The organism is Candidatus Krumholzibacteriia bacterium (assembly GCA_035268685.1).
Lineage (GTDB): Bacteria > Krumholzibacteriota > Krumholzibacteriia > JAJRXK01 > JAJRXK01 > JAJRXK01.
On sequence record DATFKK010000197.1, the window covers coordinates 1 to 16,475 of the forward strand.

The window sequence follows — 16,475 nt, forward strand, 5'->3', positions numbered from 1 at the left end:
GGCACCGAACGCGGTCGAACGAGACCCCTTCGTCGACCGGACCGAACCCGACCCCCCGCCCGCTCCCGGCGTCCGGACCGCGCGACCGGTCCCGGCGCCGTCCCTGCGCGGCATCGTCCGTTCGGAGGGTCGCCTGGTCGCACTCTTCGACGGCGGTTCGGCCGGTGTGGACGACACCGTGGGCGGTTGGCGCGTGACCGCGATCGACGCCCGATCGGTGACCCTCGAACGCGGTCGGCGCATCGTCCGCCGCACGCTCTGAGAGCAGGAGGAGTGAGCATGGACCGCATCCCCGCCCGTCTGCACACGCTGATCCTGGCCGCGCTGCTGACGCCCGCACTGGCCATCGCGCAGTCCGATCTGCAGTCCGATCCGCAGTCCCAACTGCAGTACGACATGGAGTTCCGCGACGCCCGCGTCGACGACATCCTGCGCGTCCTCGCCGAGCGCTACGACGCGAACCTGGCCATCTCCGGCCGGATCGACGCGACCACGACCGTGAACCTGCGTGGCATGGACCTCGAGTCCGCGCTCGACGTGCTGCTCGAGGGGTCCGGATTCACGTGGAGACGCGAGGGACGCGAACGCGACGTCGTCCGTGTCCTCAGCCGCACCACACCGGTCACCGAGGTCTATCCGCTGTCGTACACCAACGCCGCGGAACTCGTGCAGGTGATCGCCGCCCAGGTCGCAGGTGTGACCGTGAACGCCGAAGCGCACTCGAACAGCCTGATCGTCAGTGGCCCCCTGGCGGCGGTGCGAGAAGTGGCGTGGCTGATCGACAGCGTCGACCGTTACCGCTCCCAGGTGAGCATCCGCGCCGAAATGGTCGAGGTCACCCTGGGTCAGGAGGACGTGCGCGGTGTCGACCTCACCACGCTTTTCTCCGGCGGCGAGTTCGACGCCGATCTGAACACCTCGTTCTCCGACGGCAACGAGAACGTGAACCTGAACGTCGCCACCGTGCAGGGCGACTTCGACATCCGGGGACTGTTGGCCGTGTTGCGCGAGGACCGCGAGGCGCACCTGCTGAGCAGTCCCGAGATCACCACGCTCGACAACCAACCGGCCAAGGTACACGTGGGCGAGCGTGTGCCCTACCAGCGCGCGACCGTGGAGACCCAGACCGGAGCCACCCTGGCCGAGGTCGAGTTCATCGACGTGGGTGTGAAGCTCGATGTCACGCCGACGGTGAGCGCCGACGACATGCTCTACCTGCAGATCCACAGCGAGGTGAGCGAGGTCCTCGACCAGAGCGTGCAGAACGTCCCGCGCATCGGCACCCGGGAGGCGGACACCCGTGTGCTCGTGCGCCACGGCGACACCGTCGTGATCGGCGGCCTGATGAAGGACAACGTGAACACCGTCACCCGTAAGGTCCCGATCCTCGGCGACATCCCGCTGCTGGGAATGCTCTTCCGCCGCGACGCGGTGCAGAAGACCAAGACCGAATTCCTGGTCTTCATCCGCCCGTTGATCCTCGACGACCCCAGCGAGATGCGCGCCGACCGGCGCGCGCAACGACTGCGCGACGAGGTGGTCGGCGACCGCTGATCAGACGACGGCCCCGAGAGCGTCGTCGATCGCCTCGAGCAAGCGGGTGTTGTCGGCCGGCTTCTTGAAGTAGGCCCGGGCACCCAGTCTGTGGGCCCGATCGCGGTTGCCGATCGGATCGCGGGCCGACAGGACGATCACCGGCAGATTCGCCAGTTCACCGATGCTCTGCATCCTCTCCATGACCAGGAAGCCCTCTCCGGCCGGAAGCCCCAGGTCGAGGATCATGAGATCGGGGCGCTCCTTCCGCGCGGTGGCCAGTGCCGTGTAGCTGTCCGCGGCCGTGATCACGTCGTAGCCCTGGGCACGCAGACGCATCCCCAGCCCCATGAGCAGGTCCTGGTCGTCGTCGACCACGAGGATCCTTCGTTGATTCATTCGTCGACTCCTTGACGGACGGCGACGCGGACGTCGCTCTCCTCCAGTTCGGCCACCAGCCGGGTGACGGCATCCTGCTCGTCGCGGGCGGCCAGGGCGGACGGCTCGATCTCCGAGACCGTCCACGTGATACGTTCGAGATCGGGGTCGAAGGTGTCCGCCACCTGGCGCCCGAAGCGGTCGAGGATCACCTCGGCACCGCGAGCATCGGTGGAGGCCACGATCACGACACCCGTGCCGGAACGTGAAGCGGGGCGCGGAACCACCGTATCGGTACTGCCCACCACGCTGCGCTCGGCGATCGCGCGCAACTGACGCAGTTCCACCGGATCGACTTCCCCCCGGCGCACGCCGGGTGGTGGCGCGAGGATCACGTCGATGAGGGCCAGGCCACGCCCTAGCCGTCGCGCCTCGATCACCGATGGCGCCACCAGCGTGGCCAGATCGAAGAGCGGAACGTCGAAGAAGAAGGTGGAGCCTTCGCCCGTGGACGATTCGACCCAGATCCGTCCCCCGTGACGCGCCACGATCTCCTTGCTGATGAACAATCCCAGGCCCAGGCCCTTGCGCGAGCGCACAGCCACGTCCTCCACCTGCACGAGCCGCTCGAAGATGCGGCGCTGGTGCACGATGGGGATTCCCGGCCCGTCGTCCTCGACGGTGAAGCGGACACGGTCCGGAGTGTCGGCACGGTGTTCGGCGCGCAGGACGATCCGTCCGCCCGGCGGTACGAACTTGACGGCGTTGCCCACGAGATTCACGAGCACTTGCCGGAGGCGCGTCGGGTCACCGTAGATCGACGGGACGGTCCCCGCCCGGTCGACCTCCAGCTCCAGGCCACTGGTCTGGGCCACCGACCGTTGTGCCTCGCACACCTCGTCGATCAGCCGGAACGGATCGAGACGCTGCCGGTCGAGCGAGAACTTGTCGGTCCGCGCGCGCGTGGCCTCGACCAGACCGCTGATCATGGTGTCGAGTTCTCCGACGTTCCGAAGAGCGGCCTGCACCAGCTGCTCCTGCCCCTCGTTCACGTCACCGGCCAGTCCGTCGACCAGATTCGTCAGGAACTGGTAGATGGCGGTCAACGGTGTCCGCAATTCGTGGGACACGTGCGAGATCAGCCGCTCCTGTGCGTAGCGGCGCTCGGACACGTCGGTCAGACTTCCGGCCATACGCCGTACCGATCCCCCCGATCCGCGCACGCCCACGCCGCGGGCCAGCATCCACTGGTCCTCGCCGTCCTCGTTGCGCATGCGGAACTCGCACTCGACGTGCGGCGCCGATCCTTCGATGTGTTCGCTCAGGGCGCGGTGCAGATCCTCCCGATCGGCGGGGTGCACGCGGTCGGTCCAGGCTTCGATCCGGGCGGGATTCGGCGGCGGGTCCTCGACGCCGATCAGCGCCCACCATCGCGAGGAGTAGTGGACCTCGTTCGTCTGGAGGTCCCAGTCCCAGATGCCATCGTTGGCACCCTCGATCGCCAGGGCATGTCGCTCCTCGCTGGCGCGCAGCATGCGTACGCTGGCCGCTCGCTCACGCGCGTGGTGGATCGCTCGTTGCAGCTCGGCCGTCGAGAGTCGGCTCTTCGGCAGGTAGTCCGAAGCTCCGGTGCGCAGGGCCTGCACGTCGTGCTCGGGCTGGTCGAAACTCGTCAGCAGGATCACGGGCACGTCACGGTCGATACGTCGGATCTGCTGGACCAGGTCGAGGCCGTTCTTCTCGCCGAGGCAGTAGTCCACCAGATGGAGATCGAAGGCACCGCGCTCGAGGAGGGTACAGGCGGACTCGTAGGACGTCGCCGTGGCCAGCTCGCACTGGAGACCGCGTGCCCTCGACAGCAGCTTGCGCACGATCGTCAGATCCTCGACGTCGTCGTCGACGAGCAGTACGCGCACGGTGGTGGTCGACATGGACTCTCCCACTGGGATCGGGACGAGTGAGGGATATCGGGCGACCGGGCAGCCGGGTTGAGCGGAAAAGCGTTGCAATTGCATCATCCCTCAAGTTCGCCCGCAGTGGATCCGATGATCCTTTCGTCATCGCTGATGCCGTCGAGGCGATGCAGATCGTCTTCCCGGCCACATCCGAGCAGATGGGGGGGACCCATGTCGCGGATCCTGGTGGTCGACGTCTCGCCGTACTTCCGCGCGCGGACGCGGGCCCTGCTCGAGTCCCGGGCACACGAGGTGCTCGAAGCCATCGACGTGCGGACCGCCGTCCAGTGCGTGTTCCGCGAGGCACCCGACGCCGTCGTGCTCGATCTGATCGTCCCCGAACAGGACGGTCTCGACCTCCTGCGCGAACTCCGACGCCGTGGCTTCGTCGGTCCCCGGATCGTCGTGACCGCCGATCGGCAGCCGATGACGCGCCACCTCGCGCTGGCCCACGGCGCCACCGCCCTCCTCCCCGAGCCCGTCGACGCCGAGACCCTGCTCGAGCACGTCGAGGAAGGCGGAGTCCTTGTCTGATCTGCTGGTCGAACGCGTGCTGGAGCCCGACCAGGAAGCGGCCCTGGCGCACCTCACCGGAATCGGCCTGGGGCGGGCGATCGCCGTACTCGGCGACGTGCTCGGCGTACGACTGCGTCCGCGCGAACCCGTGGTGCACTTCGTATCGCTCCCGGACGAGGACCTGCACCAGCGCGAGGAATTCGACGATCCGTGGTCGGCGGTTTCCGCGGACTTCCGGGGCGATTCGACGGGTCGGGTCGCGGCCGCGCTGCCGCGGACCACGATCGACTACCTGTGTTCGCGCCTGGGTGGACTCGATGCCTGGCGCGACGCGAGCCGCGCGGTTCCGGCCGTCACCGGCCAGGAGATCGCGGGCATCTTCCTGAACTCCCTGGTCGACGGGTTCCGTCCCCTGCTGTCGCCAGAGCTCCGATTCTCGCCTCCGCAACCGTCGACCGACCTGGCGGCCTGGTGGCGCGACGCAGGCACCGAGGCCGTCGGTGGAGTCCGTACCGAGCTGACCGTCGAGGACGGCGACCACGACCTGCAGGTACAGTTCGCCCTGGTCGCCGGACCACGTGCCCTGGACGATCTCCTGCTCGCCGTCCAGGGCATGACGGGAGGGATCCGATGACGCGACTCACCGAACGTGACCCGAATCCCGATCCTGCGGCCCTCGGTGTGCTCGAGGCCCTCCCCGTCGGGGCCGCGGTCGTCGACACCGACTACCGCATCCACGCCTGGAACGCCGCACTCGGCACACTCACCGGAGTCGATCCCTCCTGGGCGCTCGGGCACGATCTCCGGCACGTACTTCCGGCTCTGGCCCGACCCCGCTTCGAACTGCGGATCGAGGAGGTACTGCGCGGGGCGCCGGCGGCCACCTTCGACTCGCTGTTGCACTCCGGACTGTTGAAGGATCCCCGCGGGGCCGAGACCGGCCCACGGGTCCGGATCGGTGTCGGTCCATGGCACGACCCTGCCGGAGACGCGAGCTTCGCGGTGATCGTCGTCGAGGACCGCAGCACCCTGCACGAGCTCTGCGACGAGATGCGGGCGTCGCGCGACAGCGCGCGCGACGAGGTCGTCCGGCGCCAACGCAGCGAGAGCGAACTCCGCCAGCACGCCGATCACCTGGCCGCGGCCAACGACGAGCTGCAGCAGTTCGCGTACATGGCCTCCCACGACCTGCGCGAGCCCCTTCACAAGGTGCGCATGTTCGTGGGCCTGCTCGAAGAGGACATCCGGGACACCGCCGACGACGAGACCCTCGACACGGTGCACCGCATCGGGCGCGCCACCGAGCGTCTCGAGGATCTGCTCACCGAGAGCCTGGCCCTGTTGCGTGCCGGAGAGAACGTCGAGACCACGGGAAGGGTCGACTGCGAGCAGATCGCGCGCGACGCGATCGACGACCTGGATTCGAGTATCGCCGAGGCCGACGCCGTCGTCGAACTCGGCGACCTGCCTCCGGTGACGGCCGATGCCGTCTCGGTTCACCACCTGCTCCTGAACCTGCTGTCGAACGCGCTCAAGTTCCGGCATCCCGACCGGCGGTGCCGAGTGGAGATCGAGGCCAGCCGGGGATCCGTGCTCACGGCCGAGGGCGAGCTCGACGCGGTGCGACTGGTCGTCCGGGACAACGGAATCGGCTTCGACCCTCGCTACGCGAGCGAGATCTTCAAACCCTTCCGGCGTCTGCACGGACGCGATCGCTCCTACCACGGACACGGACTGGGTCTGTCGATCTGTCGTCGCATCGTCCGCCGTCACGGCGGACAGATCTGGGCGGAGAGCCGGCGTGACCGCGGCGCCACCTTCCACGTGGTGCTCCCCGCGGTGATCGAAGAGGACGACACGGGATCGCTCGATGCCGTCGCCGAACCCGTCGTGAATACGGTCGGAGCCTGAACTCAGGGAGTCCGGACGATCCGCGCGGTGCGCCGGCGAGAGTCCTGCTCGAGGACGACGAAGTAGACTCCGTGCGCCGTGCCCCGTCCCGCGGCGTCGCGGCCGTCGAGAACGACCCGCCGCTCGGCGACCGGTCCGTCGCCCCGCGCCAGGGTGCGCACGACCCGTCCCCGCACGTCGATCAGACGCAGATGCCAGGGCGCGTCGGCGTCGGCACGCAGACGGACCTCGTGGCCCGCACCGCCACGGACGACGTCGAGACGCAGGGACACGTCGCTGCGTGAGGGGAGCCGGAAGGAGCGCGATCGATCGAGACCGCCGTCCTCCCAGGTGAGGACCACCGTGTCGGTCCCTTCGGACCGACCGAAGGTCGCACGAACCCCCGCCTCCGTCCGTTCGATGCCCGAACCCAGACGTGCGAGCACCCGGGTTCCCGCCGCCAGGGTCACCGACGAGGCGCGCTGCAGCGACCGCGACTCGAAGTCGAGCGTCGTCACCGTCGACACCGCGTCGACCACGCGCATGCGCACGCCGTCGGCCGCGACCACCCCGAACGACGACGATACGATCCCGACCAGTCCGCGCACCGCGCCGTTCTCGACGTTGGCATCGGGCGCGCCGACCAGGAAGTCGTCGGCCCCGTCGCCGTCGACGTCCACGTGATCGCTCAGGCTCCAACCCCAGCGGTCGCCGGCCACGCCGAGCGAAGATCGGTTCGCGGGCAGGACGTCCTCGGGAATCGGGCCGGTCCCGTCGAAGAGGTGGATCCAGCCCGCGTCGAGACCGCTGTCGTCCCGCCCGGGTGCCCCGGCGACCCAGGAACCCGGACTGCCCCGATGATCGCCCGCCGCGGCCACGGCGAAGCCGAAGCGATCGCCCGCGGTCTGCCCGGTACGCACGAGATCGGCCACGTCGTCGGTCGACGGAGGACTGCTCGATCCGTAGAAGACCTTCACCAGCCCGCGGTCGCCATCGGCACCGGGTGCTCCGACCAACAGGTCCTGGCGCGCGTCCCCGCTGATCAGGCCACCCCGCGACACCGACCAGCCGAACTGCTGGTCGGAGGTCGCATTCCCGAAGACCACGGTGGGTGTCGACGGCAAGGCGCTCGCTCCGACGAACAGATGCACACGTCCGCTGGCGCCGGCCGCACCGGGGGCGCCCACGGCCACGGCATCCCGACCGTCGCCCCGGAAGTTCGGAACGTCGGCGAGCGACCAGCCGAAGCCGGGTCCACCGATGGGTTCGGCGTCGGGTGCGAAGTCCGCGAAGTCGCCCGTGGCGATCGGGCCGCCCAGCGCGGGCCCGTCCCACGTCGCCGCGGCCGTGGTCGGGAGGCTCGACGCGCGGCTGCCACGGAACACGTACACGCGTCCACGGTCGGTCCCCGTGGCGTCGCTGTAAGGGGCGCCCACCACGAAATCGTCGATGCCATCGTCGTCGAGATCGCCGGCGGCCGACACCGACCACCCGAAACGGTCCCCGCCGACCTCACCCGCGAAGATCGGCTCGGAGGAACCGCTGAAGGACGGTCCCCCCAGATACACGTACACGGCGCCGCTCTTCTCGCCCGACGGATCGTCGCCCGGCGCGCCCACGGCCACGTCGTCGTAGCCGTCGTCGTCGACGTCGCCGATGCCCGCCACCGAGAACCCGAACCAGTCCCCGGCACTGCCGTCGTCGAGCACGACGTCTGGCCGATCGCTCATACTGGACCCACCGAACCACACGAAGGCCCGTCCGGCCTCGGCGCCCAGCGCATTGTCGAAGGGCGCACCGGCGATGAAGTCGCCGATCCCGTCGCCGTTGACGTCGCCGGCGTGATCCACGGCGAAACCGTGGCGGATCTCGCTGCCGCCGGTCGAGGGGCTCTGGAAGAGATCGGTCGCCGCCCACGCAGACGGTGCGGCGGCGACGATCGTCACGAGGATCCACGATGCGAACTGCGATGGGCGTTTCACGGGATCTCCTGGGTCACGAGCCCTCGGCAGCCTCTAACGCGCCACCACGGGGCCCTTCTTCCTCTGGGCCTCCAACACGGCGTAGGCGGCCAGGTTCACGATGTCGCCGACCTCGGCGTCACGCGGCAGCACGTGGACCGATCGGGAGAAACCCGAAAGGATCGGGCCGATCAGCTCTCCGCCACCCACACGGTACAGCAGCTTGTATGCCGCGTTGGCCGCGGTCAGATTCGGGAACACGAGGACGTTCGCGGTGTCACTCAGGCGGCTGAACGGATGCCGTTCCCGCATGAGCGACCGCACGACCGCCGTGTCGGCGTGCATTTCGCCGTCGAGTTCGAGTTCCGGCTCGCGTTCGTGACAGATCTCCACCGCACGGCGCACCTTCGCCGCCTCGGCGCTCCGAACGCTGCCGAAGTTCGAATGGCTGACCATGGCCACCCGCGGCACCGTGTCCATGTCCCGGGCCAGCGAGGCGGAGGCGAGGGCGATCTCGGCCAGCTGTTCGGCCGTCGGTTCGAGGTTCACCGCGCAGTCGGCCAGGAACCACGTGCGCCCGCCGAGCAGCACCACGTAGGTCGAGCTGACGACCGTGCGCCCCGTCTCGAGCGCGATGACCTGCAGGGCGGGCCGGATCGTCTCGGGGAAGTAGTTGGTGAGGCCTCCCACCAGAGCCGCCGCGTCTCCGCGCTGGACCAGCATGGCCGCGAAGACGTTCGGGTCGTCGAGCTCCTCGCGCGCGTCGACCAGGGTCATGCCCCGCCTTTGCCGCAGGCCGAAGAGTTCCCCGGCGATGACCTCGCGTTCGGGATCGGTGCGCGGGTCGCGGACCTGCAGACCCTCCAGATCCAGGTTCATCTCGCGGATCGCGGTCCGGACCTCGTGCTCGTCGCCGATCACCAGCGGCCGCGCGATGCCCTCGTCGATCAGGCGCGCACAAGCGCGCAAGGTGCGCACGTCGTCGCCGGTGGGGAAGACGACCTGCTTCGGCTCCTGCTGGGCCCGCACCCGCACGTTGTGCATCACGCCGAAGGTCACCTCGAAGCGCGCCCGCAGGTCCTCGGCGTACGTGTCCACGTCCTGCAGCGGCACGCGCGCCACGCCTTCCTCGGTCGCGGCCCGGGCCACCGCCGGCGCCACGTGCCACAGGACGCGGGGATCGAAGGGCTTGGGAATGATCAGGTCCGGGCCGAATTCGAGCGCGTCGGCCTCGTAGGCACGGAGCACCGAGGCGGGCACCGGTTCCTTGGCCAGATCGGCCAGGGCGTGCGCCGCGGCCACCTTCATGCGATCGGTGATCCCGGTCGCGTGCACGTCGAGCGCGCCGCGGAACAGGAAGGGGAATCCCAGGACGTTGTTCACCTGGTTCGGCGTGTCGCTGCGCCCGGTGGCCACGATCGCGTCCGGAACGGCCGCCTTCGCGCGGTCGTAGGGGATCTCGGGATCGGGGTTCGCCAACGCGAACACGATCGGCTTCGGAGCCATGGACTTCACCATGTCCTCGTCCACGACGTCCTTCACGCTCACCCCGAAGAACACGTCGGCGCCGCGCATGGCATCGGCCAGACTGCGGCGATCGGTCGAGACGGCGAAGGCCTGCTTGTAATCGTTCAGGTCGTCGCGTCCGTCGTGCACCACGCCCTTGCTGTCGCACAGGATCACGTTCTCCTGCTGCACCCCGAGGCTGATCACGAACTTCGCACAGGCGATCCCCGCCGCGCCGGCGCCGTTGATCACCAGCGTCAGGTCCTCGAGCCGGCGGTCGGTCAGTTCGCAGGCGTTGATCAGGCCGGCACCGGCGATGATCGCCGTGCCGTGCTGGTCGTCGTGGAAGACGGGAATGTCCAGGCGCTCCTTGAGCGTCTCCTCGATGACGAAGCACTCGGGCGCCTTGATGTCCTCGAGATTGATGCCGCCGAAAGTCGGTTCCATCATCTCGCAGGCGCGGATGACGTCCTCGGGATCGCTGGCCTCGAGCTCGATGTCGTAGACGTCGATGTCGGCGAAGCGCTTGAAGAGGACCGCCTTGCCCTCCATGACGGGCTTGCCGGCCAGTGCGCCGATGTTGCCGAGTCCGAGCACGGCCGACCCGTTGCTGACCACGGCGACCAGGTTGGCTCGGTTCGTGTAACGGAAGGCGAGGTCCGGCTCCCGGGCGATCTCGAGGCAGGGCTCGGCCACGCCGGGAGAGTAGGCCAGGCTGAGATCGTGCGCCGTGGCCGTGGGTTTGGTCGGAGAGATCTGCAGCTTCCCCGGCCGTGGATGGGCGTGGTATTCGAGGGCCTCGTTGAATCGCCGCTCGTCACTCATGGGGGAACCTCCCGTCGGGTACGGACCTAGCATAGATCCTTGCACGGCGGGGAACCAACCACTAGCCTGGCCCGGCGGCCACGGCAAACCCTTGCCAGTCACGAATTCGGTGCTCGACCCGCGGCTCCGGGGAACCACTGCATGTTGCGATACCTCCGCCTCGTCCTCGGCATCGGCGTGCTCGCCGCGATCTACTGGCAGATCGGCGGATTCGGTCCGATGACCGGCGAGTCCACCGACTCCCGCGAGCCGGCGCCGACGACCGAGGCCACCGCCGACACCGTCGCGGCCGGCGGCCCCGACGACGGCCCGTCGTTCGGCTACCCGCCGCTCGACCACGAGAACGACCTCGAACGGGTGCGCCGTAGCGTCCCGATGTCCGAGATCGAGGAGTGGGACGAGTTGGTCATCGGCCGGAACGAGTCCTTCTACGTCGCCCTTCGTCGCGCCGGACTGGACCACGACACCATCATGCGGGTGGTCGACGCGGCCGAGCCCCACGCCGACCTCAGCCGTGTCCGTCGCGGCGACCGCTTCCTGCTCGCCCACGACGACGACGACGATTCCCTGCGCGCCATCCGCTTCGACGTGCGCGACGAGAATTACGTGGTGATCGACCTCTCGACCGAGGAGCCGCGCACCGAACTCTCGCGCTATCCGGTCGAGCGGAAGGTCCGGGCGGCCCGGGGCTCGATCCGCACCAATCTCTTCGACGCGCTGAAGGCCCAGGACGCCGACCCCACCCTGGCCGATCAGCTCGCCGAGATCCTGGGCTGGGACATCGACTTCTTCCGCGACCTGCGCGTGGGGGATCGTTTCCTGATCCTGTACGCGGAATACGTGCACGACGACGAGATCGTACGCGATCCCCAGATCCTGGCCGTCCGCTTCGTGAACCGCGGGCGTGAACTGCGGGCCTACCGCTACGAGAACGAGTACGGCCTACCCGCCTACTACCAGGCCGACGGAACCTCGCTCGAACGGCAGTTCCTGAGGGCTCCGTTGAAGTTCACGCGTGTGTCGAGCCGCTTCAGCCATCGGCGTCTGCACCCGGTGCTGAAGCGTTACCGTCCGCACTACGGCGTGGACTACGCGGCCCCGCTGGGCACACCCGTGCACGCCACCGCCGACGGCGTGGTGATCGAGCGCACGCGGGATCGGGCGAGCGGGAACTTCGTCGGGCTCCGTCACGGCAACGGTTACGAGAGCTACTACCTGCACCTGTCGCGCTTCGCGAAGGGCGTGTCGAAGAGCGGGAAGGTGACGCAGGGCCAGGTGATCGGCTACGTCGGCAACACCGGGTGGTCCACCGGACCCCACCTCGACTACCGGATCCGGCGCAATGGCAAGTGGATCGACCCGAACAAGTTGTCGCTGCCACCGGCCGATCCCATCGACGAGGCCGGACTGCCGGCGTACCGTGAGCACGTGGCCGCGCTCGACGCCCAGCTCGAGATCGTTCCGGTCGATGCCGCCAACGTCGTCCTGCGAACGGGCCTCGCTCCGGCCCTCGGAGCCGCGGTCACCGACTGACACCTCGCGCCCACATCCACGTGCGGCGCGGACGGAGGCCGCCGTGGACAGCCGCTCCGACTGGACCCCGCTCCGCGAGGCGCTCGACCCCGAGCGCTTCGGTCGCAAAGCGGCCACGCTGGCCGCCCTGGTGCAGGCGCGCTCGCCGGTCCTGCCCGGATGGGTGGCCCCCGTCGACGTCGACCCCGACCCGGGTGCCCTGCTCGACCTCCACGCGACCCGCGACTGGATGCTCCGCTCGTCGAGCCCGCTCGAGGACCGCCCCGAGGGCTCGGCCGCCGGCGTCTTCCACAGCGGCCACGCCCCCGCCGTGGTCGAGGAACTCCGCGACGAGATCGACGCCGTCCGCGCGTCCGGACGGACGGATCGCGCTCGCTCGCTGTTGGGCGACGACGCCGCCCGTGTGGCCGTCCTCGCCCAGCCCTTCGTCGCCTTCGACCGCTGGTGCACGCTGGAGCTCGACGCCGAGGGATACGAACTCGAAGGATGGATCTTCGAGGACGACGGCGCACCCCGTCGCTGGCGGGAGGGGGGCGGGCGGGGAGACCGGATCGTCGGGATCGCACGCCGGGCGGCGCGGGCGGCGTCGATCGACCACGCCCTGCTCGAGATCGGAACCCGTGCCGACGACGTGTGGGTCCTGCAGATCCGGCCCGCGCCGGGTCGGAGACCGCGCCATGACGAACCCCGGATCGAGGCGCCGGCCGATCTTCCCGGCCTCGGAGCACGGGTCGCCCCCGGGGACGCCGACGTCGACTGGGTGTGGGATCGGGAGCACTCGCCCCTTCCCCTGTGCCCGCTGCTCGCCACCGTCTTCGGGCGATGGATCGACGCGCTCGAAGGCGCCTATCCGAGCCGCCTGATCCAGGGGCGCTGGCACGACCGGCCCCGGGATCGGGAGGCCACGCGCGAGGACCCGGACATGGTCGAGGCGCTGTTGTCGAGCTGGCGCACGGCACTCGACGCGCTTCCCCGCGCGATCGATCGCGTGGACACCGCGATCGCCGCTCTCGACGGAGGCGTCGAGACCTGGCGGGAATTCGTGTCGCGCTGGCTCGACGTGCAGGCGCTGTACTTCGACGTGCCCTCGGGCCGCCTCCGCCGCTGGGCCCACCGGCTCGAGCAGCGCCAGGGGATCGACCTGCGGCCTCGCCCGGGGACCACCGTCGCCGCACAGCGGGCCGCCACCTGGCGCGCGCTGGGACGGCGCATCCTCGAACGTGAAGACGTCGGGGCGGAGACCGCCCGGGGTCTGCGCTCCTGGATCGAAGCCCACGGCGACGACCCCCTCGCTCGTGAGATCCGCGCCGCCCTCGACGACGCCGGCCATCTGTGCGCCCTGCCCTACGACGGCCGTGGCGTACCCTGGGAAGAGGATCCCGCGCCCTTCCTCCGGGCCCTGCTGCGCCACGCGAAGTCCCCGGTCGCCGGGCCCGAACGCCATGAAGACGACGACCGGGCGACCGCCCTCGCCCGGGACGTGGTCACACTGGCCGAGGACGACGACGACCTGCTCCTGCGCACATACCTGCGCTGGCGCCGGGCGCTCACCGCGGTCGCACCGACCACCCCGGCAGCCGGCGCGCCGGACCCGTTGCTCGACCTGATCGTCGACGATCTCGAGCACTGGATGCGCGAACGCGACGAGACCGCCTTCCGCGGGGCCCTCGACCGCGGGCGTGCTCTCGCCGCACACTGGCGCGGCGCGATCGACGACGGCGCAGCGAGCGGTCTGGTGGGCCGCCCCGCCGCCCCCGGCCGCGCCGAGGGAACGGTGGTCCGGGCCGCTCACCTCGGCGACGTCGAACCCGACCGCCCCGACACGATCGCCGTGGTGTCGACCGTGCTGCCGGCGGACGCGTCGATCGTCCCCTTCCTGGCCGGGCTCGTGTGCGAGAGCGGCGATGTCCTCGGCCACGCCTCGATCCTGGCCCGCGAAGCCGCGATTCCCTGCGTGGTGGACGTCGGGGACGCGCGGCGTCGGCTCGCCCGCGCCGACCGCGTGGTGGTCGACGGCGACAGCGGCCGTGTGATCGTCACCTCCTGAGACGTCTTGTCGCCCACGGGCGCGCGGCCTACGATCGTCGCCCCGCGATCCGGTCGTGTCGGACGACCCTTCCCTCGGCTTCCGGAGTGGTATCCATGTCGCGCTTTCCACGTGTCGGTCTCGCCCTGATCACTCTCGTGCTCGTCGCGAGCACCTCCCCGGCCCAGGCGCAGACGCGTTTCAGCGTCGAGGCCGGTCCGCTCGTCCCCTTCTCGGACTTCGCCGACGCGGTCGACGCGAGTGCGTGGATCGGAGCGCGGGCCGAGTACCAGCCCATGAACTCGCTCGGCCAGGTCGCCGAACTTGCCTTCGTGGTGCAGACCGGCTACGCAGATCTCGAACTCGACACCGATCTCGACGCGAGTGCTTCGCTGTGGGCGCTGGGCGCCGGCGTGCGCGTGTACTCCATGGCCCTGCCCTTCTTCCTGCACGGCGGCATCGAGTACATGTCGACCGATCTGGACTTCGGGCCGATCGACGCCTCGACCGACGGCTTCGGTCCGACCTTCGGGGCGGGGCTGAACTTCGGACTCGGTGGCGTCTTCGTCGAGGTCGAGGGGCGGCTGCACCTCGGCGTGGGAGCCGACGACGAAGAGATCGACCCTCGCTTCACGACCCTCACCGCTGCGCTCGGTCTGCCGTTCTAGGAGACGTCCCATGATCCGGTTCTCGACGCTCGCACTCCTGCTCCTGGCCGGTGGGCTCGCCCACGGTGCCGCTGACGTCGTGTTCGTGGGCGGCACCATCCACACGCTCGCCGGAGAACGACCCTCGACGGTCGAGGCCCTGGCGATCGGGGACGGCACCGTCGTCGCGGCCGGCGACCGAACGACGGTGGAGGCTCACGTGGGCGACGCCACCCGAGTGGTCGACCTGGCGGGCCGTACCGTGATCCCCGGGCTGGTCGACGCCCACGCACACCTGAGCGGTCTGGGCGCGGCCCTGGCCCGGGTCGACCTGCGGGGAGCCCGCTCGGCCGAGGAGTGCGTCGACCGGGCCCGGGCCGTGCACGGCGAACTGCCCGACGGCGCGTGGCTACTCGGCCGGGGCTGGGATCAGAACGGCTGGGACGGACAGGCCTTTCCCGACCGGTCGCTGCTCGACGAGGCCTTCGGCGACCGGCCGGTGCGCTTCACCCGCATCGACGGCCATGCCTCGTGGGTCAACACCGCGGCGCTGCGCCGTGCCGGCATCGACCGCGACACTCCGGATCCCGAAGGCGGGGAGATCGAGCGCGATCCGGCCACGGGCCGGGCCACGGGGATCCTGATCGACGCCGCCGAGTCGCTCGTCGGAGCCGCGATCCCCGAGCCCGACGCCGCCGAGATCGAACGGCGCTACCGCCGCGCGGTGCAGTCCTGCGTGGAACTGGGCATCACCGGCGTCCACGACATGGGCGTGTCGCTCGAGGAACTCGAGGTCCTGCGCCGCGGTGAGCGCGAGGGGTGGCTCGACCTGCGCATGGTCGTCTACCTCGGCGGCGATCAGATCCTCGCCGCGTACGAGGGCGGGCGCGCGGGACTCGAGCCCTCGTCGCGCGTACGCGTCGAGGGCGTGAAGCTGTACGCCGACGGGGCACTGGGCAGCCGGGGCGCCGCGCTGCTCGAGGACTACTCCGATCGTCCGGGGCACCGCGGGCTGTTGATCCAGGAGCCCGCCGTACTGCAGCAGAGAATCGAGCGGGTCTTCGCCCGCGACCTCGGCCTGGCCGTGCACGCGATCGGCGACCGCGCGAATCGCATCGTGCTCGACCGGATCGTCGCCGCGCACACCGCGCTGACCGAGCGCCGTGTCGACGTGGCACCACTTCCCTCCCTGAACGCGCGCATCGAGCACGCGCAGATCGTCCACCCCGACGACCTGCACCGCTTCGCCCGGCACGGGATCCTGCCCAGCATGCAGCCCACGCACTGCACCAGCGACATGCCGTGGGCCCCCGATCGTCTCGGCCAGGAACGTCTCGAGGGCGCCTATGCCTGGCGTACCCTGCGCGAGCTGGGGTGCATCATCCCCCTGGGCAGCGACTTCCCGGTCGAGGAGGCCTCGCCCTTGCTGGGACTGCACGCGGCCGTGACGCGGCAGACGCCCGACGGACATCCGCCGGACGGCTGGTCGCCCGATCAGAGCCTGACGCCGCTCGAGGCCCTGCTCGGTTTCACGGTCTGGCCCGCGCGGGCGATCGATGCCGAGGCATGGGGAACCCTCGCGGTGGGTTCACGCGCCGACCTCGTCGTGGTCGACCGCGACCCGCTCTCGGTCGACGCATCCCGACTGCTCGACACCACGGTGCAGATGACCATGGTCGACGGCGAAATCGTCTTCGAACGCTGA

The 16,475-nt window shown here is 69.9% G+C and carries 13 protein-coding genes; 9 read left to right on the forward strand and 4 right to left on the reverse strand.

Annotated elements, in window-relative coordinates:
• Together VKA86_18965 and VKA86_18970 are read left to right on the forward strand one after the other, a co-directional pair.
• Positions 1-262 (forward strand): hypothetical protein (locus VKA86_18965; protein HKK73289.1); only part of this gene is annotated, 262 nt, incomplete at its 5' end.
• 17 nt (positions 263-279) lie between these two features.
• A complete protein-coding gene (locus VKA86_18970) occupies positions 280-1,554 on the forward strand; it encodes a secretin N-terminal domain-containing protein (protein HKK73290.1) in 1,275 nt (424 codons plus the stop codon).
• On the opposite strand, the gene VKA86_18975 is transcribed toward VKA86_18970, so the two are convergent.
• Both VKA86_18975 and VKA86_18980 read right to left on the reverse strand, forming a co-directional pair.
• A complete protein-coding gene (locus VKA86_18975; GenBank protein ID HKK73291.1) occupies positions 1,555-1,932 on the reverse strand; it encodes a response regulator in 378 nt (125 codons plus the stop codon).
• Positions 1,929-3,842 carry an ATP-binding protein gene (locus tag VKA86_18980; GenBank protein HKK73292.1) on the reverse strand — a complete coding sequence of 638 codons (1,914 nt, stop codon included), beginning with the start codon at positions 3,840-3,842 and terminating at the stop codon, positions 1,929-1,931. The genes VKA86_18975 and VKA86_18980 overlap by 4 nt, the downstream gene beginning before the upstream one ends.
• A 195-nt stretch (positions 3,843-4,037) precedes the next feature.
• On the opposite strand from VKA86_18980, the gene VKA86_18985 reads away from it, so the two are divergent.
• From VKA86_18985 to VKA86_18995, 3 genes are read left to right on the forward strand one after another with little or no spacing between them, the layout of a single operon-like run.
• Positions 4,038-4,400 carry a response regulator gene (locus tag VKA86_18985; protein ID HKK73293.1) on the forward strand — a complete coding sequence of 121 codons (363 nt, stop codon included), beginning with the start codon at positions 4,038-4,040 and terminating at the stop codon, positions 4,398-4,400.
• Positions 4,393-5,016: a hypothetical protein gene (locus tag VKA86_18990; protein HKK73294.1), complete on the forward strand. Its 624-nt coding sequence runs from the start codon at positions 4,393-4,395 to the stop codon at positions 5,014-5,016. Before VKA86_18985 ends, VKA86_18990 begins: the two co-directional genes overlap by 8 nt.
• Positions 5,013-6,293: an ATP-binding protein gene (locus tag VKA86_18995; protein HKK73295.1), complete on the forward strand. Its 1,281-nt coding sequence runs from the start codon at positions 5,013-5,015 to the stop codon at positions 6,291-6,293. Before VKA86_18990 ends, VKA86_18995 begins: the two co-directional genes overlap by 4 nt.
• Positions 6,294-6,295: 2 nt before the next feature.
• Here the strand turns inward: VKA86_18995 and VKA86_19000 are convergent, their stop codons facing one another.
• Both VKA86_19000 and VKA86_19005 read right to left on the reverse strand, forming a co-directional pair.
• Positions 6,296-8,254 carry a hypothetical protein gene (locus VKA86_19000; GenBank protein ID HKK73296.1) on the reverse strand — a complete coding sequence of 653 codons (1,959 nt, stop codon included), beginning with the start codon at positions 8,252-8,254 and terminating at the stop codon, positions 6,296-6,298.
• Positions 8,255-8,287: 33 nt separating this feature from the next.
• A complete protein-coding gene (locus tag VKA86_19005) occupies positions 8,288-10,564 on the reverse strand; it encodes an NADP-dependent malic enzyme (protein ID HKK73297.1) in 2,277 nt (758 codons plus the stop codon).
• A gap of 141 nt (positions 10,565-10,705) precedes the next feature.
• On the opposite strand from VKA86_19005, the gene VKA86_19010 reads away from it, so the two are divergent.
• The 4 genes from VKA86_19010 to VKA86_19025 all read left to right on the forward strand — a co-directional run bounded on the left by VKA86_19010 (position 10,706) and on the right by VKA86_19025 (position 16,475).
• On the forward strand, positions 10,706-12,097 hold the full coding sequence (locus VKA86_19010) for a peptidoglycan DD-metalloendopeptidase family protein (protein ID HKK73298.1): 1,392 nt from the start codon (positions 10,706-10,708) through the stop codon (positions 12,095-12,097).
• Positions 12,098-12,140: 43 nt separating this feature from the next.
• The gene (locus tag VKA86_19015) at positions 12,141-14,144 is read left to right on the forward strand and encodes a PEP-utilizing enzyme (GenBank protein HKK73299.1); all 2,004 of its coding nucleotides are present in this window, start codon (positions 12,141-12,143) and stop codon (positions 14,142-14,144) included.
• 95 nt (positions 14,145-14,239) lie between these two features.
• Positions 14,240-14,791, forward strand: coding sequence for an outer membrane beta-barrel protein (locus VKA86_19020; GenBank protein ID HKK73300.1), 552 nt, complete (start codon positions 14,240-14,242; stop codon positions 14,789-14,791).
• A gap of 10 nt (positions 14,792-14,801) precedes the next feature.
• Complete coding sequence (locus VKA86_19025) at positions 14,802-16,475, forward strand: amidohydrolase (protein ID HKK73301.1); 1,674 nt, start codon at positions 14,802-14,804, stop codon at positions 16,473-16,475.

Bases quoted from the DNA above. Each gene is read 5' to 3' on its own strand.
- VKA86_19025 (HKK73301.1), top strand. From the start codon at position 14,802: ATGATCCGGTTCTCGACGCTCGCACTCCTGCTCCTGGCCGGTGGGCTC.
- VKA86_18975 (HKK73291.1), bottom strand. From the start codon at position 1,932: ATGAATCAACGAAGGATCCTCGTGGTCGACGACGACCAGGACCTGCTC.
- VKA86_18970 (HKK73290.1), top strand. From the start codon at position 280: ATGGACCGCATCCCCGCCCGTCTGCACACGCTGATCCTGGCCGCGCTG.
- VKA86_18980 (HKK73292.1), bottom strand. From the start codon at position 3,842: ATGTCGACCACCACCGTGCGCGTACTGCTCGTCGACGACGACGTCGAG.
- VKA86_19005 (HKK73297.1), bottom strand. From the start codon at position 10,564: ATGAGTGACGAGCGGCGATTCAACGAGGCCCTCGAATACCACGCCCAT.
- VKA86_19020 (HKK73300.1), top strand. From the start codon at position 14,240: ATGTCGCGCTTTCCACGTGTCGGTCTCGCCCTGATCACTCTCGTGCTC.
- VKA86_18995 (HKK73295.1), top strand. From the start codon at position 5,013: ATGACGCGACTCACCGAACGTGACCCGAATCCCGATCCTGCGGCCCTC.
- VKA86_18985 (HKK73293.1), top strand. From the start codon at position 4,038: ATGTCGCGGATCCTGGTGGTCGACGTCTCGCCGTACTTCCGCGCGCGG.
- VKA86_19010 (HKK73298.1), top strand. From the start codon at position 10,706: ATGTTGCGATACCTCCGCCTCGTCCTCGGCATCGGCGTGCTCGCCGCG.